This window comes from Streptomyces roseochromogenus subsp. oscitans DS 12.976, assembly GCF_000497445.1.
Lineage (GTDB): Bacteria > Actinomycetota > Actinomycetes > Streptomycetales > Streptomycetaceae > Streptomyces > Streptomyces oscitans.
In genome coordinates this window covers 1,190,321-1,211,311 of record NZ_CM002285.1, presented here as the reverse complement: position 1 = coordinate 1,211,311, position 20,991 = coordinate 1,190,321, and the positions used below count along the sequence as shown (strand labels likewise).

19 protein-coding genes, 1 pseudogene and 2 riboswitches are annotated in these 20,991 nt (G+C 72.5%); of the genes and pseudogenes, 12 read left to right on the top strand and 8 right to left on the bottom strand.

The genetic code is table 11. The annotated features are described in order from the left end of the window. The 6 genes from M878_RS55495 to M878_RS55470 all read left to right on the top strand — a co-directional run. The coding region (locus tag M878_RS55495) for an alpha/beta fold hydrolase (RefSeq protein WP_023545140.1) at positions 1-747 on the top strand (747 nt) is incomplete at its 5' end. Then, complete coding sequence (locus M878_RS55490; RefSeq protein ID WP_023545139.1) at positions 744-2,147, top strand: FkbM family methyltransferase; 1,404 nt, start codon at positions 744-746, stop codon at positions 2,145-2,147. The genes M878_RS55495 and M878_RS55490, both read left to right, overlap by 4 nt. Next, a complete protein-coding gene (locus M878_RS55485) occupies positions 2,144-3,385 on the top strand; it encodes a benzoate/H(+) symporter BenE family transporter (protein ID WP_023545138.1) in 1,242 nt (413 codons plus the stop codon). The genes M878_RS55490 and M878_RS55485 overlap by 4 nt, the downstream gene beginning before the upstream one ends. A gap of 100 nt (positions 3,386-3,485) precedes the next feature. Continuing rightward, positions 3,486-4,277, top strand: a complete 792-nt coding sequence (locus M878_RS55480) for a thioesterase II family protein (RefSeq protein WP_023545137.1) — start codon at positions 3,486-3,488, stop codon at positions 4,275-4,277. Continuing rightward, positions 4,274-5,464 carry an acyl-CoA dehydrogenase family protein gene (locus M878_RS55475; RefSeq protein ID WP_023545136.1) on the top strand — a complete coding sequence of 397 codons (1,191 nt, stop codon included), beginning with the start codon at positions 4,274-4,276 and terminating at the stop codon, positions 5,462-5,464. Before M878_RS55480 ends, M878_RS55475 begins: the two co-directional genes overlap by 4 nt. Further along, positions 5,464-6,768, top strand: a complete 1,305-nt coding sequence (locus M878_RS55470) for a cation:proton antiporter domain-containing protein (protein WP_023545135.1) — start codon at positions 5,464-5,466, stop codon at positions 6,766-6,768. The genes M878_RS55475 and M878_RS55470 overlap by 1 nt, the downstream gene beginning before the upstream one ends. Before the next feature lie 10 nt (positions 6,769-6,778). Here M878_RS55470 and M878_RS55465 read toward each other — a convergent pair whose 3' ends face one another. Then, positions 6,779-8,476 carry a hypothetical protein gene (locus tag M878_RS55465; RefSeq protein ID WP_023545134.1) on the bottom strand — a complete coding sequence of 566 codons (1,698 nt, stop codon included), beginning with the start codon at positions 8,474-8,476 and terminating at the stop codon, positions 6,779-6,781. Between the two features lie 181 nt (positions 8,477-8,657). Then, positions 8,658-8,780: riboswitch (cobalamin riboswitch) on the top strand. A 60-nt stretch (positions 8,781-8,840) separates the two neighbouring features. Here M878_RS55465 and M878_RS55460 point away from each other — a divergent pair. The 3 genes from M878_RS55460 (at position 8,841) to M878_RS55450 (ending at position 10,569) form a co-directional block, all read left to right on the top strand. Then, on the top strand, positions 8,841-9,227 hold the full coding sequence (locus M878_RS55460) for a hypothetical protein (RefSeq protein ID WP_245238047.1): 387 nt from the start codon (positions 8,841-8,843) through the stop codon (positions 9,225-9,227). 165 nt (positions 9,228-9,392) lie between these two features. Further along, positions 9,393-9,537: riboswitch (cobalamin riboswitch) on the top strand. 36 nt (positions 9,538-9,573) lie between these two features. Beyond that, entirely contained in the window at positions 9,574-9,795 is a 222-nt protein-coding gene (locus M878_RS55455) for a CbtB domain-containing protein (RefSeq protein WP_023545132.1), read from the top strand. A gap of 21 nt (positions 9,796-9,816) precedes the next feature. Then, positions 9,817-10,569: a CbtA family protein gene (locus M878_RS55450; protein ID WP_031224191.1), complete on the top strand. Its 753-nt coding sequence runs from the start codon at positions 9,817-9,819 to the stop codon at positions 10,567-10,569. A 200-nt stretch (positions 10,570-10,769) separates the two neighbouring features. On the opposite strand, the gene M878_RS55445 is transcribed toward M878_RS55450, so the two are convergent. Next, positions 10,770-12,584: an ABC transporter ATP-binding protein gene (locus M878_RS55445; protein ID WP_023545130.1), complete on the bottom strand. Its 1,815-nt coding sequence runs from the start codon at positions 12,582-12,584 to the stop codon at positions 10,770-10,772. A gap of 118 nt (positions 12,585-12,702) precedes the next feature. After that, entirely contained in the window at positions 12,703-12,825 is a 123-nt protein-coding gene (locus M878_RS000000101000; RefSeq protein WP_023545129.1) for a hypothetical protein, read from the bottom strand. 585 nt (positions 12,826-13,410) lie between these two features. Between M878_RS000000101000 and M878_RS000000100995 the strand changes: the two genes are divergently transcribed. Continuing rightward, positions 13,411-14,049 carry a LysM peptidoglycan-binding domain-containing protein gene (locus M878_RS000000100995; protein WP_023545128.1) on the top strand — a complete coding sequence of 213 codons (639 nt, stop codon included), beginning with the start codon at positions 13,411-13,413 and terminating at the stop codon, positions 14,047-14,049. 406 nt (positions 14,050-14,455) lie between these two features. Here the strand turns inward: M878_RS000000100995 and M878_RS55435 are convergent, their stop codons facing one another. Together M878_RS55435 and M878_RS93690 are read right to left on the bottom strand one after the other, a co-directional pair. After that, complete coding sequence (locus tag M878_RS55435; RefSeq protein WP_023545127.1) at positions 14,456-15,037, bottom strand: histidine phosphatase family protein; 582 nt, start codon at positions 15,035-15,037, stop codon at positions 14,456-14,458. A 31-nt stretch (positions 15,038-15,068) separates the two neighbouring features. Continuing rightward, positions 15,069-15,367, bottom strand: a pseudogene (locus M878_RS93690) (short-chain fatty acyl-CoA regulator family protein); the annotation flags it as partial. 166 nt (positions 15,368-15,533) lie between these two features. Here M878_RS93690 and M878_RS99490 point away from each other — a divergent pair. Together M878_RS99490 and M878_RS55425 are read left to right on the top strand one after the other, a co-directional pair. Continuing rightward, a complete protein-coding gene (locus tag M878_RS99490) occupies positions 15,534-16,175 on the top strand; it encodes a class I SAM-dependent methyltransferase (protein ID WP_023545126.1) in 642 nt (213 codons plus the stop codon). A gap of 25 nt (positions 16,176-16,200) precedes the next feature. Beyond that, positions 16,201-17,121, top strand: coding sequence for an ornithine cyclodeaminase family protein (locus M878_RS55425; RefSeq protein WP_023545125.1), 921 nt, complete (start codon positions 16,201-16,203; stop codon positions 17,119-17,121). A gap of 81 nt (positions 17,122-17,202) precedes the next feature. Here M878_RS55425 and M878_RS55420 read toward each other — a convergent pair whose 3' ends face one another. From M878_RS55420 to M878_RS55410, 3 genes are read right to left on the bottom strand one after another with little or no spacing between them, the layout of a single operon-like run. Further along, positions 17,203-17,832: a sarcosine oxidase subunit gamma gene (locus M878_RS55420; RefSeq protein WP_023545124.1), complete on the bottom strand. Its 630-nt coding sequence runs from the start codon at positions 17,830-17,832 to the stop codon at positions 17,203-17,205. Then, positions 17,825-20,713: a sarcosine oxidase subunit alpha family protein gene (locus tag M878_RS55415; protein WP_023545123.1), complete on the bottom strand. Its 2,889-nt coding sequence runs from the start codon at positions 20,711-20,713 to the stop codon at positions 17,825-17,827. The genes M878_RS55420 and M878_RS55415 overlap by 8 nt, the downstream gene beginning before the upstream one ends. Beyond that, positions 20,710-20,991: a sarcosine oxidase subunit delta gene (locus M878_RS55410; RefSeq protein WP_023545122.1), complete on the bottom strand. Its 282-nt coding sequence runs from the start codon at positions 20,989-20,991 to the stop codon at positions 20,710-20,712. Before M878_RS55410 ends, M878_RS55415 begins: the two co-directional genes overlap by 4 nt.

Sequence of the window (20,991 nt, the reverse complement as noted above, 5' to 3'; positions counted from 1 at the left end):
ATGCCCGTCGGCCTGGTGGCGCGCTGGCTGGGCGCCCTGGCAGCGGAGTACCGGGTCGTGACCTGGGAGAGCCGCGGCCTGTTCGCCGCCGCCGACGGCACGGGCCTCGGCGACCTGGCCGGCCACACGCTCGACGCCCAGAGCGAGGACGTGCTAGCCGTCCTCGACGGGTTCGGTATCGCCGAGGCTCACGCGCTGGGGCTGTGCGGGGGAGCGGTCGTCGCGCTCGCGGCGGCCGCCCGCTCGGACCGGATCACCTCCCTGAGCCTGTGGCACGGCGACTACGAACTCGGGGGCGAGGCACCCAAGACGACCCACCAGCGGGATGTGGAGTCCCTGCTGACCATGGTCTCCCGGGGGCGCGCCCAGGCGGCGGCCATGCACCGGCTGATGAGCCGGCCCAGCACACTGGAAGCCCTGCGCCCGGACATCGCCCACTACCTCATCCACCCCTACGCCACCCCCGAACTCCTGTACCGTTACGGGTTGTTGAACGGCGCTATCATGTCGGCCGACTGCCGTGGGCTGCTCGACGCCCCGCAGCCGGCCCTGGTCGTCACCAGCGACCGGGACACCACGGCCCACCCCGCCGGCTCGAAGTTCGTCGCCGCACGCCTGCCGCGGGCCGAACTGCGCACGATGCCCGACGGCGACCACCTCACCGCCTTCGACGGAGGCGGCGAACTGGTCGCGCTCGCCCGGGAGTTCCTGCACTCCGTGACGGTCCCCGAACGGAAGGGCACATGAACGAGACAGCCGACAGCGCCCGGCACAAGCAGCTGGCCGAGGTGCTCAGGGAACACCCCGCGGTGGCCGACGCGCTGGTCACCGGCGACCCTGACGGTGACGGGCACGCCCGGATCGTGCCCGACCCCGTCGCGGCCGCCGTGCTGCACCGCTCCGTCGCCCTGGAGACGGCCGGCCGGCTCGGTGCCGCCCTCGGCTGGCACGAGCCCGCGGGACAGGTACGGGTGGCCGGACTCAACCGCAGCGAGACGGAGTTCCTCCACCGCGAGATCTTCACCGACAACGCCTACTTCCGGCACGGCATCACCCTGCCCGCCGGCGCCGTCGTGCTGGACGTCGGGGCGAACATCGGCATGTTCACGCTCTGCGTGGCCCGGCGCAGTCCGGGTGCCCGGATCATCGCCGTCGAGCCGGTCGCCGAGCTGGCCGACGCGGTCGCCGTCAACGCCGAGCTGCACCAGGTGGACGCCACGGTCCTGCGCACCGCGCTGGGCCGCGCCGAGGGCCTGGCGGAGTTCACCTTCTACCCCCACAACAGCGTCATGTCGGGCCGGTTCGCCGACACCGCCGAGGACCTGGAGGTGCTCAAGGGCTATCTGCTGACCGGGGCGAACGCGCGGCAGGGCGAGCACCTGGACCGTCTCGCGGCCGACCGGATGACCGCGCAGACCCGCCAGGTGCCCGTGACCACGCTCACCGCCGTCGTCCACGAGCACGGCCTCGCCCGCGTCGACCTGCTGAAGATCGACGTGGAGAAGGCCGAGGCCGAGGTCCTGGACGGCATCGACGACGAGCTGTGGCCGCGCATCGACCGGATCGTGATGGAGGTCCACGACGTCGACGGACGTCTCGCCGCCGTCCTGGCCGAACTGCGGGGCCGCGGCTTCGGCGTCACCCACGAACAGGACCCGCGGCTCGCCCTGACCCCCTGTCACACCGTCTACGCCCGGCGCCCACGAGCCGACACCACACCCACGACCCTCACCGCACCCGCCGGGGGCCTGACCCTGCGCCGGCTGGAGGAGGAACTGCGCGACCTCGTGGCCCGGCGCCTGCCCTCGGTGCCGGCGCCCGGCCGCTACACCCTCACCGCCGATCTCACCGCCCACACCGACGATCACGGGCCCGTCCGGGAGCCGAGTGTCCCCGCCTCCCCGCGGGTCGCCGTGCTCGCCCGGATCTGGGCGGAGCTGTTCGGCCCGGAGGCGGTACGGCCCGACGCGGACTTCTTCGACCTCGGCGGCGACTCCCTGACCGCCGTACGCCTGATGGCGACCCTGGAGAGCGAACTCGGTGAGGACGCCCTCACCCCGGATCTGATCTTCACCGACAGCACCTTCGGCGCGGTGGCCGCAGCCGTCGAGGCGAGTGGGGATCCCGAAAGGACAGCGCGTACATGAGCTCCACGCACCACCTGCTGCGACGGGCGGCGCCCCCGTCGGCCGTCGCGGCGGGACTGATCGCCGTCGTGGTGGGCATCACCAGCTCGGCGGCGATCGTCTTCACGGCGGCCCGGGCCGCGGGCGCCACCCAGGCCCAGCTCACCTCCTGGATGCTGGCGCTGGGCGTCGGCATGGGCGTGACCTGCATCGGCCTGTCGCTGCGCTACCGGGCGCCGGTGGTGACGGCGTGGTCGACGCCGGGCGCGGCGCTGATGGCGACCAGCCTGCACGGAGCGACCATGGCGCAGGCCGTGGGCGCCTTCCTGCTCTCCGCGGCCCTCATCACCGTATGCGGGGTGACGGGCTGGTTCGAGCGCGGCATGGACCGCATCCCCGTGCCGCTGGCAGCCGGGCTGCTCGCCGGAGTCCTCCTGGAATTCGGAACCCGGCTGTTCAGCAGCATGCACGGCAGCTTCGCTGTGGTCTTCCCGATGTTCGTGGCCTACCTGCTGTCCCGCCGCTGGCAGCCTCGGTACGCCGTCATCGCGGCGCTGGTCACCGGAGTCGTCGCCGCGGCGGCGGAGGGCTCGCTGCATCTGGGCGGGGTGCGGTTCCAGGTCGCCTCGCCCGTCTTCACCGCCCCGGACTTCTCCTGGCGGGTGCTGATCAGCGTGGGCCTGCCGCTGTTCGTGGTCACCATGGCCTCGCAGAACCTGCCCGGCGTGGCGGTCCTGCGCAACGACGGCTACCACGTTCCGGTGTCGCCGCTCATCAGCTGGACCGGCGGCGTCAACCTCCTGCTCGCGCCCCTGGGCCTGTTCGGCCTCAACCTCGCCGCCATCACCGCCGCCATCTGCACCGGCCGCGAGGCCCACGAGAACCCCCGCCGGCGCTACACGGCGGCGGTCTGGGCCGGCATCTTCTACCTCTGCGTCGGCACCTTCGGCGGAGCCGTCGGCTCCCTGCTCACCGCCCTGCCCCCGGCCCTGGTCGCGGGCATCGCCGGGCTGGGCCTGCTCGGCACCATCGGCGGTTCGCTCAGCAGCGCCCTGTCCGACGAGCGATGGCGCGAGGCGGCCGTCGTCACCTTCCTCACCACCGCCTCCGGCGTGACCCTGCTCGGCATCGGCTCCGCCTTCTGGGGCCTGCTCGCCGGCCTGTGCACCGCCTTCGTGACCCACACCCGCCGCCGCCCCGCCCCACCGACCCCGGCCCGCACCGAGCCCCAACAGCCGCCCGACAGGAGCCGGATATGACAGGGACGGCCGGAACCGCCCGCACCGAGCCGCAGCCGGGTGGCGGGAGTGGGGCGGCTGGGACCTGTGCCGAGCCGCAACACCTTTGCAGGAGCCGGACATGACCGGAACGGCCGGGACCCCTACCGCGGAGTCCGGACGCTGGTTCCACCGTCCGCTGCCCCGGCCGGAAGCCCGACTGCGACTGGTGTGCGCCCCCTACGCCGGAGCCGGAGCGGGCGTGTTCCGGCCGTGGGCCGAGCGGCTCCCCGCCGACACCGAGCTGGTCGCCGTACGGCTGCCGGGACGCGAGAACCGGCTGCGGGAGTGGGTGCCGCCGGACTGGCCGTCGCTGGCGCGGGACTTCGCCGCCGCGCTGGACGAGCATGTCGCCTCCCCCTACCTGCTGTTCGGGCACAGCATGGGCGCGATGCTGGTCTACGAGACCGTCGTACGGCCGCTCGCCCGGCCACCCGAGCGGGTCCTGCTGTCCGGCTGCCGGGCACCGCAGGTGCCGCGCGCCCTGCCCGCGATCCACGACCTGCCGCCGGACGGGTTCCGCGCGGAGCTGGGCAGACTCGCCGGCACACCCGCCGACGTCCTCGCCGACCCCCGCCTGATGGCCATGCTCGACCCGATGCTCCGCGCGGACATCCGGCTCGCCGAGACCTGGTCCCGCCCGGCACCGGATCCGCTGCCCGTGCCCGTCACCGCGTTCTGGGGCGAGGACGACGACGTCGCCCCACCGCACGCGGTGGCCGCCTGGCAGGCCCTCGCGCCGCACGGCTTCCGCGCCCACCCCCTCGCCGGCGGCCACTTCTTCCTGCACGAACGTGCCCGGGACCTGCTCGGGCTGCTCGACGACGAGATCACGCTGTGCCTGGCGGAGCGACGAAGGAGCGACGGATCGTGAGGTCACCCTATTTCGACGACGGCCACGCCGCCTTCCGCGACGAGGTGCGGGCGTTCCTGGCCGCCGAGGTGATGCCGTACGCCGCCCGCTGGGAGGAACAGGACACCGTACCCGCCCCGGTGTGGAAACTCCTCGGCGAGCGCGGCTACTTGGGCCTGCTGCACCCGCGTGCCGTCGGCGGCGGCGAACGCGACCTGTTCACCTCCGTCGTCTTCCTGGAGGAACTCGGCCGCACCGGGTTCGGCGGGCTGCGGGCGGCCGTCTCCGTCCATGCCTACATGGCCACGCACTACCTCTCCTGGGCAGGCGGGCCCGGCCTGTGCCAGGAGTACCTCGCGCCGGCCGTGCGGGGCGAGCGGGTGGCCGCCCTCGCGATCACCGAACCGGGCGCCGGGGCCGACCTGTCGGGCCTGGCCACCACGGCCGCGCGGGACGGCGATCACTTCGTCGTCGAGGGCACCAAGTCGATGGTCAGCAACGCCATGACCGCCGGCTTCCTCGTCACCGCGGTGCGCACGGCCCCCGGCGGGTCCGGGCACCGAGGCGCGACCGGGCTGTCCCTGCTGGTGATCGACACCGCGCTGCCCGGCGTCACCCGCACCCCGCAGCGCACCCTCGGCTGGCGCTCCGCCGGCACCGCCACCGTCACCTTCGACACGGTGCGGGTCCCCGCCGGCCGTCTCATCGGCCGGCTCGACAACGGCTTCTACTACCTCATGCGCGGACTGCAGCTGGAACGCCTGGTCGCCGCCACCCTGGCCCTCGGCGGCATGGACCGCTCCCTGGACGAGCTGCGCGCCTTCCTGCGCGCACGCGAAGTCGCCGGCGAGGAACTCGCCCACAAGCAGGCGCTCGTGCACCGCGTCGCCGACCTGGCGACCGAACTGGCGGCGGCACGGCAGCTCGTGTACCACACCGCGTGGCTGTACGAGCAGGGCGAACTGCCCGCCGTGGAGTGCTCGATGGCCAAACTGCACACCACCGAACTGGCCTGCCGCATCGCCGACACCGCACTGCAGCTGCAGGGTTCGCACGGCTACCTGGAGTCCTCCTGCGCGGCCCGCGCCCAGCGGGACGCCCGCGCCGCCACCATCGCCGCGGGACCCAGCGAGGTGATGCGCGACCTCATCGGCCGAGCAGTGCTCAACCGCCCCGCCGACCGGAGCCCGGCTGCGAAGGGGAGCTGATGAACAATCAGACGGCCTACTTCTTCCTGGCGTTGGCCCTCGTGCTGGGGGTGGCGCGGCTGTGTGCCGCGGGCTCCCGCCGGCTGGGACAGCCGGCCGTGGTCGGCGAGATCGTCGCCGGTGTGCTGCTCGGCTCGACCCTGCTGTCCCAGACCTGGAGCTGGCGGGACGCCGTCCCGTACGACGAGGTCCAGCCGCTCCTCGGGGCACTGGCCAACGTCGGCCTGGCCCTGTTCATGTTCGTCATCGGCTACGAGATGGACCCGGCCTTCCTGCGCGGCAGCGGCCGTACCGCCCTGTGCGTGGCGACCGGTTCGGTGCTGCTGCCCCTGGCCGGCGGCTGCCTCGCGGCGCTGCCGTTCGCGGCGGACCACGCGCCCTCGGGCGCGCCGGGATTCGTGCTGTTCACCGGCGTCGCCCTCTCGGTCACCGCCTTCCCGGTCCTCGCGCGGATCCTCGCCGACCAACGGCTCAACCACACCCCCATCGGCCGGATCGCCATGACCGCCGCGGGCGTGAACGACCTGGTCGCCTGGGCCTGCCTCGCTGTCGTCGGCGCACTGTTCACCAGTACACAGTCCTGGCACATGGCGTTCGTGCCCCTCTATCTGGCGCTGCTGATCTGGGTGGTGCGCCCGCTGGCCGCCCGGCTGCTGCGCGGGCGCGGGGCGGGGACGCCGGACCCGGCGGCGGCCGTGGTCGTGGTGGCCGCCGGGCTCATGGCCTCCTGCGCGGCCACGGAATGGCTCGGCGTCCACTTCGTCTTCGGGGCGTTCGCCTTCGGCGCGGTCATGCCCCGGGAGGGCGCCGGGGAGCGGCTGCGGGTCTCCGTGATGGACGGACTGGAGAAGTCGGCCACCCAGATCCTGCTCCCCGTCTACTTCGTGGTCGCGGGCACCCGCGTCGATCTGACCACGTTCCGCGCGGCACACCTCGGCGAGCTGGCGGTGATGCTGGCGGTCGCGGTCGTGACGAAGATGGCCGGTGCCGGCCTGGGGGCCGCCGCGGCCGGACTGCCCCGGCGGGAGGCGCGGACCGTCGCGGTGCTGATGAACACCCGTGGCCTCACCGAGATCGTCATCCTCACCGTGGGACTCCAACTGCACTTCATCGACCAGGCGTTCTACTCGATCCTGGTGGTGATGGCGGTGCTGACCACGGTCATGACCGGACCGCTGCTCCTTGCCCGCCGCGCCACGGAGGAGAACGGTGTGCCCGTGGAGCGCGGAGCGGGCCGTGTTCCCGGGCTCGCGGCCGGCGGCCGGGAGGAGACCCGCTCCACGCATCAAGAGAAGCGGTCCTGACCGCCCCGCCTCAGACGGGCTGTACGGACTCGTCCCACACGCTGGTGCGCAGCAGCCCGGCGCGGTGCAGTCGTTGCTCCAGTTCCAGGACCTCCTGCGCCGCCTGCCGCGGACACGGAGCCGCCACCCCGATGAGACCCCAGCGCCCGGCCACGGAGGTGATCGCCCGCGCCCACCCCTCGTGCCCAGGCCGCTCGACGCTGTCCTCCAGCCGCTTCAGATCCGTCTCCGCCGCCGGCCGCACCACCTTCGTCGCCGCGTACACCCCCCGCCGCCTGCCGAGCACCTCCCGCGCCTCGGCGAGGAACGCGCGCACGTACTCGGCGCCGTTCGAGGAGAGGTTCAGATCCTGCATGGCGACCACAGGCCGCCGGCCGAAACGGCCACCCAGACGGGCGATGGCGAAGTCCACGCCGCCCTTGACGAACCCCAGATCGCGTCCCGCCCCCCGGAACGCGCCGTGCAATGCCGCCATGCCCTCCTGTACGGCACGGAACTGAGCGGCCGTGATGTCGAACCGGGCGCAGGTCTCCTCGTCCACGTAGACGCTGCCCTCCCAGACGCTGCCCCGGGTGATCTGCACCGTTCCGCCCTCGGCGGGCTGCCCGGCCACCACATGGGCGGAGGGTGCCAGGATGAACTCGTAGCCGGGGACGCGGTGGCGCAGATAGTGGGTGTGCGCCTCCAGGACGTAGTCCTCCTCGGTCTCCATCGCCTGGCGGGCCAGCGCGTTGAGCGCCGCGTCGTCGGCCAGCGGCACCGCCATGCGGATCCTGCTGCCGGTGAGCGCCTCGGCGGGTTTGAAGCAGCCGAGCTCCAGCCCGTACCGTTCGCGCAGCAGGCGGGCCGCCGTGTGCACCCGGTGGCGCAGCTGGGCCTCGTCAGCGCCGGCCCGGGAGACCGAGTAGCCGGGCAGCCGGGGCAGCAGCACGCCGAACTCCCGGTGGAACGCGGTCACTTCGGCCTCGGCTGCCAAGGTGGTCTCCGGGGAGCTGCCCGCCCCCGGCGCGGGGAGGCCCACCGCGTCCTCGACCGTCGGGTACAGCGTCGTCTTCCGGTTCCAGCGCTCGGCGACCTCCGGCCCGTTGGCGTCCACCCGCAGCTGCTCCAGGCCCGCCGCGCGCTTCAGCCAGAGCAGCAGCACCCGTGCCTCGGCGTCGATCGCGAACAGTCGCACCACCGTCTCCGGTACCGCGCTCAGCTGCCGGACCAGGCGTTCCAGCGGTGCGGCCGGCCGGTCCGGGAACGAGCCGACCGCCATCGCCAGCAGGGCGTGCGTCAGGTAGTAGTAACGCAGCTCGGGGACCTCCACGGGGACCGCCTCGGACGCCGCCACCGCCTGCCGCCACGGCTCGCCCCGGCCCACCACCAGGTCGCCCGGCGCGGCCAGATACACCGCCCGGGCCTCGTTGTACGCCGAGAAGTCGTCCGGCGAGCGGCCGAGGGCCAGTTGGGCCACGTCGGCCTCGAAGCAGCCCTTCAGCGTGGACGCGGTGCCGAGCACGATGGCCGGCACCTGGCCGCGCGGCACCCCGAACGGCAGCAGCTCCTTGCCCGCCGCCTCCTTCGCCCCGGCCAGATCCGTCCCGAGCAGACGCCGTGAGACCTGCTCCAGTTCCTCGGTCGAGAGCAGATCGGGTCCGGTGACGAACCCGTTCCACGCCAGGGTCTCACCACGGTGAACGACGGTCTGTTCCTGTTTCTGCATCCACGGCTCCCGGATTCAGTGCGGAAAGCGACAGGTCGATCACATTCTGTATGCCCCCGAAGGGCGGTCGGACCGCTCACAGGTCACGGCAGCCTCACTCACAGCATGCGCCCGAGGGCGCCTGCCGGCCGCGGCGCCGGTGATGGGATGATGATCGACGACATCAGGGCGACGGCGGTCCGAGGAAGCCGGTGGAAATCAGGCGCGGTCCCGCCACTGTGACCGGTGAGCGAGTTCCGGCAGGCCACCGCCCCGTCCGGGGTGGGAAGGCGGGGCGAGTGACGACCCGGGAGCCAGGAGACTCACGCGGTCGCCTCCTCGACGGACACCGGGGCGGATCTCCCCGGGAGGGGAGTGGTGCGGCGTGCCCGAGAGGCCGACGGAGAATGCATCAGGCGGTGCGGCGCCGTGCCGGGTCGTGGTGTGCCGGGACTGCTGCTGCGGCAGCCCCAAGGTGACCGGGGTCGATCACGCGGCGCAGACCGCGCGGCTGCGGGCGGAGATGCCGGTCCGTGTCTCCGACTGCCTCGACGTGTGCGATCAGGCCAACGTCATCGTCGTACAGCCCTCGGCCGCGGGCCGGGCCGCCGGTGCGCGGCCGGTCTGGCTCGGGCTCGTCAACGACGCGGACGCGACCGAGGACATCGTCACCTGGGTGCGCGCCGGCGGGCCGGGCGTGGCTCCCCTGCCGGACATCCTCGACCTGTACACCTTCACACCGCCCCGGCGCCGCGCGGATCCCCCGGCGTGAAGTGCGCGTGGCGTCATCGCCGCACTGCATGTGCTCCGTGAGGTGTTCCGTGTTGTCCACGAAGATGGAGCTGACACGCACGCACCGGTGCGCATCCACGACCCGGCGGACTCCGCCGTCGGCGTCGCGGGAGAGGAAGATCACGTCGGGCGGAGGCGGTCTTGGGCATGCGCGCGTCGCGCGGTACGGTCGATCCGATATCGACGACGGCGACACGGAAGCCGGTGGGAATCCGGCACGGTCGCGCCACTGTATGAGGGACCCCCAGGGGCTCGCGAGTCAGACCCGTGGCCGTCGTCATGTGCACCACCGAGATGGGACGCGAACTCCCAGAGGAGGTCCTGCCATGGCGCAGACCGTCGCCCAGCCGACAGCAACCACCCCCGTCGTTCCCGCCAAGCTGCCACTGAAGGCGATTGCTCCCTGGGCGGTCTTCTTCGGCGTCCTGATGATGATCCTGCTCTACTTCGTCGGCGCCGAGCAGGGCGCCACCTCCGTGTTCAACGGCACGGGCGTCCACGAGTGGGTGCACGACGCCCGCCACCTGCTCGGATTCCCCTGCCACTGACGCGAGGGACTCCGCACGCCCATGAACTCCGCAACCGTACGGAAACTTCTTGTACGGGGCATGGTCACCGGCCTCGCGGCCGGTGTGCTTGCCCTGATCGTGGCCTATCTCCTCGGTGAGCCGAACGTCGACAAGGCGATCAGCTACGAGGACGCCCACTCCCACGGGCCCGAGATGGAGGTCGTCTCCCGCTCCCTGCAGTCCACCGCCGGCCTCGCCACCGGCGTCCTCGTCTACGGCGTTGCCTTCGGCGGCATCGCCGCGCTCGCCTTCTGCTTCGCCCTGGGCCGCGTGGGCCGCTTCAGCCCGCGCGCCACGGCACTGCTGCTGTCGGGCTGCGCACTGCTCGCCGTGTACGTCGTGCCGTTCCTGAAGTACCCGGCCGCTCCGCCGTCGGTCGGCAACCCCGACACCATCGGCAAGCGGACCACCCTGTACTTCCTGATGACGGTGCTCAGCGTCCTCCTGGCTGTCGCCGCCACCATCCTGGGCAAGCGGCTCGCGCCGAGCCTGGGCACCTGGTGGGCGACCGTGGCCGCGGTGGCCGCGTTCGCCGTCGTGATCGGCCTGGCCTACCAGTTCCTGCCCGTCGTCAACGAGGTGCCCAAGGACTTCTCGGCCACCCTGCTGTGGCGGTTCCGGCTCTCGGCTCTGGCGATCCAGATCGTGCTGTGGAGCGGATTCGGCCTCGTCTTCGGCGAGTTGGCCGAGCGCGTGCTGAACCCCAAGCCGGCCACGGCCCCGAACAGCCGAGCGGTTCCGGCCGCGCACTGACTCCTTCCGGACAACAGAGGGCCCTTCGGAACCTTCCGAGGGCCCTCTGGCGTTCTCCGGAGCCTCGGCGGCCACGAGGCGGTCGCCCTTCGTGGAGGACGCCAGCAAGGCCGCCTGCCTGCCTGCGCTGCGCGGTGGCGGCACTGCTGCGCCGTCACCGCGATACGGCAGCCTGAACCGCGGCGTCGGCCTGTCGGCCCTCAGGCCGCCTCGTGACCCGGCCTCGTCCCGGTTGTCGATGACCTGCCCGGGGCCGTGATGACCGCCGTGCCGTCCGACAGGTGCAGGACGAGGTCGGCCTGGGCCGTCAGGCGCAGGTCGTGGGTGATGAGGAAGGTCGTGCGCCCGGCGGTGAGGCGGCGCAGTGGCGCCATGATGCGGGCCGTGGAGTCGTCGTCGAGTCCGGCCGTGGGCTCGTCGAGGATCAGGACGGGCGCGGTACGGAGCATGGCTCGCGCGAGGGCGATCCTGCGGCGCTGACCGCCGGAGAGGTTGTTGCCCCGTTTGCCGACGGGGCTGTCGTAGCCGTCGGGGAGCATGCCGACGAATCCGTGGGCGTCGGCGGCGACGGCGGCGGCGAGGACCTCCTCCTCGGTGGCGTCGGGACGGCCGTAGGTGATGTTCTCGTGGACCGTGCCGTCGAAGAGCATGCTGTCCTGCGGGAGAAGGGTGATGTGCCTGCGCACCTCGTCCACGGGGAGTCCGGCGATGTCCCGGCCGTCGAGCAGGATGCGGCCCCGGGACGGCTCGTGGAACCGCAGCAGCAGCTTGCCGAGAGTGGACTTGCCGGTGCCGCTGGGTCCGGTGACCGCGACGAGGAGACCGGGGGTGATGTCCAGACGTACCCGGTTCAGCACAGGACCGCCGCTGCCGGGGTAGGAGAAGCCGACGTCCTCGAAGGTGACGGCGCCACGCACCGGTTCGGTGAGCGGCGGGACGTCCGGCCGCGGAGCCGTCTCCTGGACCGTGCCGGTGCGCAGCACCTCGATGAGGCGTTCGCAGGCGGCGGTTGCGGAGGAGGCGCTGACGACGAGTTCGCCGAGTTCCTGGAGCTTGGGGTGGAGATAGCCGAGGAAGGCGGCGAAGGAGAGCAGGCCGCCGACGCTGAGGTGGTGTTCGGAGATCTGCCAGGCCCCGGCGCCGATCACGGCCAGCACGCTGAGGGTCTCGACGAGTTCGCCCATCGGGCCGTACACCGAGGACAGCCGGATCTGCCGCAGTCCGGCGCGCATCCAACTGCGTCCTTCGCGATGCACCTTGCTGCTCTCGGCCTGCTGCCGGCCGTAGGCCTGCACCAGGGGCATGTTGGCCAGGCTCTCCTCCAGCAGGCCGGCCAGTCGGCCGTTGCTGTCGCGTTCGGCGCGGGTGGCGGAGCGCATGAGGGTGCCGAACCACCGGGCGCCGAACCAGATCAACGGGGCGGCGGCCAGCGTGATCAGCGCCAGTTGCCAACTGGTCCACAGGGCCGCCGCGGCGAACACCACCGCCCCGACGGCGGAGGTGATCAGTTCGACGGGCGCGGAGGCCACCAGCGACTCGACGGTCTCGATGTCGCCGGTCAGCCGGGAGACCAGATCGCCGGTGCCGAAGCGGTCCAGGGCGTCCGGGGGCACCTGCTGCAGATGCCGGAAGACGCGGTCGCGCAGGCCGAGCAGGAAGTGTTCGCTGGTCCAGCCGGCGAGACAGCCGCCCGCCGCGGAGGCGACCGCACCGGCCGCGGCAAGCCCCAGCCAGAGGGCGGCGGGTCCCCAGAAGGCGCTGAGGCGGCCGGGGGCGAGCACATCGTCGGTGAGGACGCCGACGATCCCGATCGCGCCCGCGTCGCATCCGGCGGAGACCACCAGCAGTGCGGCGGACACCAGCACGGTCGCGCGGTTGACGCTGACCAGCGGCCAGAACGTACGGAACGCGGCCAGCGGCGAGATACGCGCGTGGCGCATCCGGGACGAGGCACCGGCCGCGGCTTCCGCCCCGGATCCGGCCGCGGACATGGTGAGGGGTGCTGCGGTGTGCATCGCCGGCGCTTCCTGGGCACTGCCCGATCCGACGGCGTGCCGGGGCCCGTCGTATGCCTGTGTTGCGCGACGGACCCCGGCACGGTCTGCCTGTGTGGTCGTGTTCCGCGAGGCCGTACTACTTGGCGGCAGCCTTCTTGTGCTTGCGGTGGTGGTGCTTCTTGTGGTGCTTGGCCTTGGCGGCGCCGCCGCATTCCTTCTTCTTGGCCTTCTTGGCCAGCGTGATCTTGGCGAAGGACATGACCCGAATTCCTTCCTGAGGGGACGTCAACAGGCGCTGATCGCCGCTGATTTCGTCTTGTGTTGCACCTGTGAGTACGGGGGCGGCCGATGCCTCATTCAAGGAGGAAGGTGAGCGTTGACCTATATTCCCTTACCTGATCCACGTACGGGATCGTGCGAGCCTTGCTCTCAGTCCTTCCCCTTGTGTTGTCCAAGACGCGGATCATCGCGCGACCGGTGATCGTGTGCGCCTCCTCGCCCGTTCGCCGCAGTGCTCAGTACTGCGACGGTGCCATCCCGGCCGCCGCATCCGGGCGGAGCGCTCCCCACCCCGCCGTAGGCGTGCGCCACCCCTGCGGCCCCTCTTCCGGCGAGGCAACGGGACCCCGAGCACGCGACCCAGCTCTCGTGCTCTCGTGCCCACTTGCGTGCGCGGACCCCACCGGACCTGACGGGTCGTCATCACATCGGGCGGTGGCACGTGACGGCGCACGACGATCCGTGAGCTCTTCGCGCCCTGTGAGCCGTCGGGCGTCACTGCCGTACTGCTGACAAGCCCGCCGGGACCACCGGTGGGTGGGAACCGCAGTGGAGAGGAAGGCCTATGACCGCACGACCGCGGCACCGCCACACCACGCCCTCACGGCTCCTGCCGTCGCTCCGCACCGCCCTCACCGTCACCAGCTTCGGCATCGTCCTGCCGCTCCTCGCACCCGCTGTCAGCCGAGCGGCCTCCGCGAGCACGTGGGACCGGGTCGCCGCCTGCGAAAGCGGCGGCAACTGGAGCACCAACACCGGCAACGGCAACTACGGCGGGCTGCAGTTCACCCAGCCCACCTGGGTGGCGTACGGCGGAACCGCGTACGCGCCGCGGGCCGATCTGGCCGGCCGGGCGGAGCAGATCAATGTGGCGGAAGCGGTGCTCGCCCGGCAAGGGCCGGGCGCATGGCCGGTCTGCTCGGTGCGGGCACACCTCGCGCGAGACGGCGGGCAGAGCGCCCCGGCCCGGCAGCCCGGCGTTCCCCTGCACGCCGCGGCCACGTCACACTCGCGTGGCGGCACCGGTCAACGCTCCCACGCGACCTACACCGTGCGCGAGGGCGACACCCTGTCCGGCGTCGCGCGGCAGATCTCCGTGCACGGTGGCTGGCAGCGCCTGTACGAAGCCAACCGGAACGTCATCGGACCGGACCCGGATGTGATTCAGCCGGGCCAGCGGCTCACCCTGCCCTCGGCCGGCTAGGGCCGGTCCGGCGGATCAGGTCGAGGGAAAGTGACGGCGCCGGGAGGGCGTGCCGGCCCCGCGTCTGCGACAGGACGCGGCGGACAGGTCCCAGGGCGTCTCTCACCGACTCGTCCCGGCCGGCGTCGAAGGCGACCTGGACCGGGCGGTGGCGGTGGACTCCGCCATCGCCCGTGCCCACCGGCGCGCTGCCGGGGCCCGGCACAAGGGGCCCCGGACAGCGAGCTGCAGCTTCGTGCCCTCGGGCGATCCCGCGACGGACCGACCACGAAGCCTCACCTCGCGACCGGCGGGCGCTGCCGGCCCCGGGCCCTCCGTCTCACGCCCGACCAGGCGGGTGATGCGCCCGCAGCCCGCAGCCCTCGGTCACGATGCCCGGGCTGCGAGGCGATCCGGATGACGGCTCCTAGTCCTCCTCCGGCGCGGCCAGCGGGCGTCCCAGTCGTAGATTCCACCGCCCGGCCCGGCCGCTGAGTTCGGTCGCGGTCAGCGGCGGCACATCGAGGCGCCAGAAGACCGAGGCGGACAGGCCCAGGGCGCCGACGACGGCCGCCCGTATCACCTCCGGCTCGACCACGGCGACCGTACGGCCGTCCGTGTCCTGGGCGGTGTCCAGCCAGCGGCCGATCCGCTCGCACATGTCCCGCACCGACTCCCCGCCGTGCTCCGCCCAGCCGGGATCGGTGAGCCAATGGCCCACCGCCTCCGGCTCCGCCGCGCCCACCTCCTGCAGGGTGCGGCTCCGCCACCGGCCCACATCGAGGCCCGCCAACTCCGGTACCGGTACGGCGTCGAGGCCCAGTGCCGCGGCCGTCTCCCGGCAGCGCACACCGGGGGAAGTGACCATCCGGGCAGGTGAGGGCAGTGACCCGGCCGCCGTACGAGCACGGGCCGCGCCGATGCCGTCGATGGAGCCGCCGTCGTAGAAGCGGGCCTGCCGCAGCGACGGGCTGGTGGCGGGCGAGACGAGGGTCACGCGGCTGGTCACGCGGCTGCTCCTGTTGTCCGTGTCAGCGGTGTCATGGGGTGCGGGACTCGACCGGGTACGCCATATACGTATGCCGGTCCGGGTCGATGGCCAGTCGTCCGCAGGCCGGGGGGCCGGGCCCGCTGGGCGCAGTCGCGGCGCTCGCAGATCCGGCAGCCCAGGCCGACGGGGGCACGGCCCGAGGGCCGTCCAGGGCGATCCCCTCGGCGTACACGAGCCGGTCCGCGTGCCGCAGCTCGCAGCCGAGCGGGACGGCGAACTCGGCGCGCGGGGCGCGGTGCCCGAAACCGCCCCGGGGTTGTGGGTGCGGGCGATCCAGAAAGCCCGCCGGTCGACGGGCCATGCGCGCACCTCCCCGCCCCGCCTGCCTCGATCGCCTGGATCTCCTCGATCGCGAACATAGCATCCGCAGAATGCGCAGTTTTCGCAGATTGCGGCCGGCCGCCGGGAAGGCTCAAGCACATCCGTCCCCGCACCTGACCTTGCGAGGAGCCACGTGCTGGACGCGTCCAGCGTCGCCATGGCCGTCAGCCGAGTGATCGACAACGCCACGCTCGTCGCCTCCCTGCCGCGCCGCCCGGTCGCCGTGGCCCGTGCACAGCGCGCCGATCCGGCACCTCGCCTCCTACGCGGGTCCGGACCAGTGGGCGGTGCCGGCGACGGCCGGGTAGCGGCCTCGGCCGTGGCCGCACGGGCGGTCTCAGCAATGACCGCACAGGCGGCCTCAGCCCCGGTCGTACGGATGGAATCCCCGGCCGGTCTTACGGCCCAGCAGCCCCGCCTCGACCGCCCGCTGGACGCGGCCGTGTCGACGACGGCACTGCACTACCTGACCCCGGACAGCCTGCGCCGCGCCTACCGGCAGCTCGCCGGCCTGCTGCGACCCGGCGGTGTCCTCGTCAACGGTGACCACCTGCCCCAGGACGAAGCAGGTCTCGCCGGCATCTCCGCGCACATCGGACGTCGTCGAGCCGAGCGACAGCGGGTCTTCGCCCACGAGGACTGGTCCTCCTGGCGGACGGCCGTCGCCGAGGACCCCGAGCTGGCCGACCTGCTACGGCAGGCGGGGTTCGGCAGTGCCGGTGCCGTCTGGCAGTACGGCGACAGCTATGTGGTCGTCGGGATCAATAGGGTGTAAATAAGATCACGACGGACGGAGTTCCATGAAGACCATCAGTCTCAGCGAGCACGAGGTCCGTGCGGCCGTGTCGATGCGCGAGGCCATCGACGCGGTGCGCCGCGGCTTCGCAGGGCTGGCGCGTGGGGAGTTCGAGATGCCCACGCGCACCGCGCTGCGGGACGGCCGGTTCCTCGTGATGTCCGCCCATCACCGGCCGACCCGGTCCGCCATGGTCAAGACCCTGAGCGTGAACTTCGACCGTGCGCCCGCGATCACCGGCACCGTCGTATGGAGCACCCTGGACCGGCTCGACCATCTGATCGCGGACGCCGGCGCCGTCACCACACTGCGCACCGGCGCGGCGGTCGGGGTCGCCACCGACCTCCTCGCCGCCCCCGACGCCGACCGGCTCACCCTGATCGGCACCGGCGGCCAGGCCCCCGACCAGGTCCGTGCCGTGCACACGGTCCGCCCGCTGCGCCGCCTCACCGTCGTCGGTACCACCGAGGAACGCGCCCGGTCCCTGGCGGACACCCTCCGAGCCGAGCTGGACGGCACCGAGATCCGTGTCGGGACCGACCCGGCCTCCGCCGTAGGCGACGCCCACATCGTGTGCTGCGCCACCTCCGCGACCAGCCCGCTCTTCCCGGCGTCCGCCCTGCCCGCCCAGGTGCACGTCAACGCCATCGGTGCCTTCCGCCCCACCATGCGCGAACTGCCGGACGAACTGCTGGCCGACAGCACCGTCATCATCGACGAACTCGGTGCCGTCCTGGAGGAGTCCGGCGAGATCATCCATGCCCTCCGAGCCGGCGCCCTCAGCCAGGACGACCTCACCGAACTGGGCACCGCCCTCACCTCCGCCCCCGCCGGCCACGGCAAGCGCACGGTGTTCAAGAGCGTGGGCGTCGCCATGCAGGACTGGACCATCGCACGCCTGCTGGCGGACAAGTTCCTCGGCTGATCCGTCAGAGCCTTTATCACATCTCCGGCCGGGCGCGCTGATCCGACCGGGTATGTGACACAGGCTCTCACTCCGTCCGGTTCAGGGGACCTCCGGGCCGCGGTACTCGCTCATCGCGTCGATGAGCCAGTGGGCCAGGTAGACGGCGAACGAGGAGCGCGGGAAGAGACGGTAAGCCGGCCGGTCGTCGACCTGCCAGAGCAGCACGGGGACCGGTCCCACCGTGGTCGACACCGCCCGGCCGGGCCCGAAGGCGCGGGGATGCAGGTCCAGTGGGCAGCCCTTCTCCAGCACCTGCCGGGCGGCCGGGCCGCTCAGCTCCAGCGTGGTGCGGTTCGCCGAGACGTCCACGACCGAGCCCGGGTCTGTCGCGAGCGCCTGCCGCAACTCGGCGGTCACAGCGGTCCCGTCGGCCTGGGAGAGCACGAGCCACTCGTCGGGGCCGAGCCAGACGACCGTGTGCGGACCGGATGCACTGGTGTGGCCGCACAGCCGCGGGAGCGGCGCCCCCAGGGTCTTCTCGATGCGGTCGGCCGCTCCGGAAGCGGGGTCGACCCGCAGGTTCACCATGGTGAGGAACGGCCACTCGGTCAGCGCGACGCCGCGAGCGCCGGTGACGCCGGCGGCACGCATCCGTTCCTCCAGATGCGCCAGGGGGCTGGTGCGCAGGGCCAACGGTCCCGCGCCCGTGTCGATCGTCGGCTCAGCCATCGCGCTTGGTCCCTTCGGGGTCGTAGAGGACGAAGTCGGTCACCTCGACGGGCACCAGGGCATCGCCGACCGGTGCGAGCAGGGTCTCGCCGGTCCTTGCCCGCCCGTCGGCGACGAGGGCGAGGGCGAACGGGCGGCCGAGGGCCGGGCTGTGGTAGCTGGAGGTGACGTGGCCGAGCATCGGCACCGGCCCGGACTCGGGAGTGATCGGCACGCCGGGCGCGACGAGTTGGGTGCCCTCGGGCAGCCGGGTCGTGCGGTCGGCCGGGAGCAGGCCGACCAACTGCTTGCGGCCGGTGCGGGAGGTGTCGGTGCGGGAGAAGGACCGCTTGCCGATGAAGTCCTTCTGCTTCGAGACCACCCACGACATCCCCGCATCGTGCGGTGTGACGGTGCCGTCGGTGTCCTGGCCGACGATGATGTAGCCCTTCTCGGCCCGCAGGACGTGCATGGTCTCGGTGCCGTACGGAGTGATGCCGTACGGCCGGCCGATCGCGTACACCTCCTCCCAGACCGCCAGGCCGTACCACGCGCAGACGTTGATCTCGTAGGCGAGTTCGCCGGAGAAGGAGATCCGGCAGATACGGGCCGGGACGCCGGAGGCCAGGGTGGTCTCGCGGAAGGCCATGAAGGGGAACTCGTCATTGGACAGGTCGACTTGGGGGGCGATCTGGGCCACGACCTCGCGCGATCGCGGGCCGACGACAGCGATCGTCGCCCACTGCTCGGTCACCGAGGTGCAGTGGACGTCGAGTTCGGGCCACTCGGTCTGCAGCCACTCCTCCAGCCAGTCCAGAACCCCGGCGGCGCCACCGGTCGTGGTGCTCATGAAGTAGCGGTTGTCGTCCAGACGCAGCGTCACACCGTCGTCGAAGATCATGCCGTCGGGCTTGCACATCACGCCGTAGCGAGCCATGCCGGGCTTCAGCTTCTTGAAGGCGTTGGTGTAGATCCGGTTGAGGAACTCGCCCGCGTCCGCGCCCCAGATCTCGATCTTGCCGAGGGTGGAGGCGTCCATGAACGCGACCCCCTCACGGGCGGCGCGGCATTCACGGGCCACGGCCGTGTCCATGTCCTCACCGGGCCGGGGGTAGTACCAGGGGCGCTTCCACTGCCCGACGTCCTCGAACTCCGCGCCCTGAGCGACATGCCAGCTGTGGAGGGAGGTTGTGCGCTCCGGGTCGAACAGGTCGCCGCGCTCCCGCCCGGCCAGGGCGGCGAACGCCACCGGTGTGTACGGTGCCCGGTAGGCCGTGGTGCCGATCTCTCCGAGTGAACCGCCGAGGGCCTCGGCGATGACGCCGATCGCGTTGACACCGGACGTCTTGCCCTGGTCGTTCGCCGTGCCGAGCGAGGTGTAGCGCTTGACGTGCTCGACGCCGCGCATGCCGGCGCCGGTGGACCGCCAGACACCGGCGACCGTGACATCGCGCTGCAGGTCGACGAAGTGGGTGTCCCAGCTGCCGGGGTCCCCGTCAGGCGCGGGTACCAGCCACAGCGCACGCACCGAGCCGGACCCGGACCGCGCATCGCCGGGCGGCGGCACGGGTACCGGGAACCCGGCGTCCGTCGCGGCCCGCGCACCGGCCCGCGCCCCTTCGGCCAGAGCGCTGTCGAGGTCGTACGTCCCTCGGGCCGCACCGACGACCTGCTGGTCCCGCACGGTGCCGTCGGGGACGAAGGCGACCAGTTCCTCGTCCCAGCGCAGCCGGCCCTGACGCTGGCTGTGCAGGTGCACCACCGGGCTCCACCCGCCCGAGACCGCGAGCAGGTCGCAGGCGAACGACTCCGGATCACCGGTGAGCCGACCGCTGTCGTCGAGAGCCCGGACGGTGACACCGGTGATCCGGCTGCCGCCCGCGGTGTCGACCACCGCACTGCCCGTCAGCACCCGCACCCCGGTCGCCCCGGCGGCTGCGGCGGCCCGGTTTGACAGCTCGGGGCGCGCGTCCACGACGGCGGCGATGTCTATCCCGGCGGCGTGCAGGTCGGCGACCGTGTCGTAGGCGCTGTCATTGGTCGTGCTCACCACGGCCCGCGTGCCCGGAGCCACGGCGTACCGGTTGAGGTACGAGCGCACGGCCCCGGCGAGCATCACCCCGGGGCGGTCGTTGCCGGCGAAGACCAGGGGGCGCTCGTGCGCGCCGGTCGCCAGGACCACCTGGCGGGCCCGGATGTGCCACAGCCGCTGGCGGGAGACGCCCGCGGACGGTTCGGGGGCGTCGGCTCCGAGGTGGTCGGTGCGCCGTTGCAGGGCCAGCACGTAGTTGTCGTCGTACGACCCGAAGGCCGTGGTGCGTTGCAGTACGACGGCCTCGGGGGCGGCGTCGAGTGCCGAGCGCACGTCGGCGACCCACTGGAGGGCGGTCCGCGAGCCGACCCTCTCGGTGCGGCCGGAGAGCAGCGAACCGCCGGGCTCGGGCTGGTCGTCGACGAGGATGACCCGCGCGCCGGATTCCACGGCAGCGGCGGCGGCTGCGAGCCCGGCGGGTCCGGCGCCGACGACCAGGACGTCGGTGTGCACGTACTTCTTGTCGTAGACGGCGGGGTCGGGGCTCGGGTCGAGCCGGCCCATGCCGGACAGGGTGGTGGCGCACAGGCCGTCGTACAGCTCCACCGTCGTCGCCGGAAGCATGCCCTCCGAGCACGGGCCCTCAAGCTGTACCAGGGCGTTGGGCTCCTCGACGCCCGCGGAGACGATGCCGCGAGGGCGATGGCGGTAGAGCGACGGGGCGACCTCGACGAGGCCGTTCGCCAGCAGGGCCGAGGCGACGGTGTCGCCTGGGTGCCCGGTCAGCTCCCGCCCGTCGACGGTGAACCGCAGCACGGTGCCGCGGTCGATACGGCCACCCTGCCGGCGCCGGAAGTGCTGGTCGGTCATCGGTTCCCTCCGGGGCGGGGCTCGTCGGGCCGGTAGGAGGCGAGCACCTCATAGGTGGCGGTGTCCCGCAGGACGTTGAACCAGCGCCGGCAGCCGGTGCTGTGCACCCACCGCTCGGCGAAGGGGCCCTTGGGGTTGTCGCGGTAGAAGACGTACTCGGCCCACTCCGCGTCGGAGAGTTCCGCCGGGTTCTGGGGGTAGGGGACGTGAGCCTGTCCCCCGTAGTGGTACTCGGTCTCGTCCCGAGGACCGCACCACGGGCAGGTGATCAGAAGCAC

Excerpts from the sequence above, each read along its gene's own strand:
- M878_RS55490 (WP_023545139.1), top strand. The coding sequence starts at position 744 with ATGAACGAGACAGCCGACAGCGCCCGGCACAAGCAGCTGGCCGAGGTG.
- M878_RS55485 (WP_023545138.1), top strand. The coding sequence starts at position 2,144 with ATGAGCTCCACGCACCACCTGCTGCGACGGGCGGCGCCCCCGTCGGCC.
- M878_RS55480 (WP_023545137.1), top strand. The coding sequence starts at position 3,486 with ATGACCGGAACGGCCGGGACCCCTACCGCGGAGTCCGGACGCTGGTTC.
- M878_RS55470 (WP_023545135.1), top strand. The coding sequence starts at position 5,464 with ATGAACAATCAGACGGCCTACTTCTTCCTGGCGTTGGCCCTCGTGCTG.
- M878_RS55465 (WP_023545134.1), bottom strand. The coding sequence starts at position 8,476 with ATGCAGAAACAGGAACAGACCGTCGTTCACCGTGGTGAGACCCTGGCG.
- M878_RS55455 (WP_023545132.1), top strand. The coding sequence starts at position 9,574 with ATGGCGCAGACCGTCGCCCAGCCGACAGCAACCACCCCCGTCGTTCCC.
- M878_RS55450 (WP_031224191.1), top strand. The coding sequence starts at position 9,817 with ATGAACTCCGCAACCGTACGGAAACTTCTTGTACGGGGCATGGTCACC.
- M878_RS55445 (WP_023545130.1), bottom strand. The coding sequence starts at position 12,584 with ATGCACACCGCAGCACCCCTCACCATGTCCGCGGCCGGATCCGGGGCG.
- M878_RS000000101000 (WP_023545129.1), bottom strand. The coding sequence starts at position 12,825 with ATGTCCTTCGCCAAGATCACGCTGGCCAAGAAGGCCAAGAAGAAGGAA.
- M878_RS000000100995 (WP_023545128.1), top strand. The coding sequence starts at position 13,411 with ATGACCGCACGACCGCGGCACCGCCACACCACGCCCTCACGGCTCCTG.
- M878_RS55425 (WP_023545125.1), top strand. The coding sequence starts at position 16,201 with ATGAAGACCATCAGTCTCAGCGAGCACGAGGTCCGTGCGGCCGTGTCG.
- M878_RS55420 (WP_023545124.1), bottom strand. The coding sequence starts at position 17,832 with ATGGCTGAGCCGACGATCGACACGGGCGCGGGACCGTTGGCCCTGCGC.
- M878_RS55415 (WP_023545123.1), bottom strand. The coding sequence starts at position 20,713 with ATGACCGACCAGCACTTCCGGCGCCGGCAGGGTGGCCGTATCGACCGC.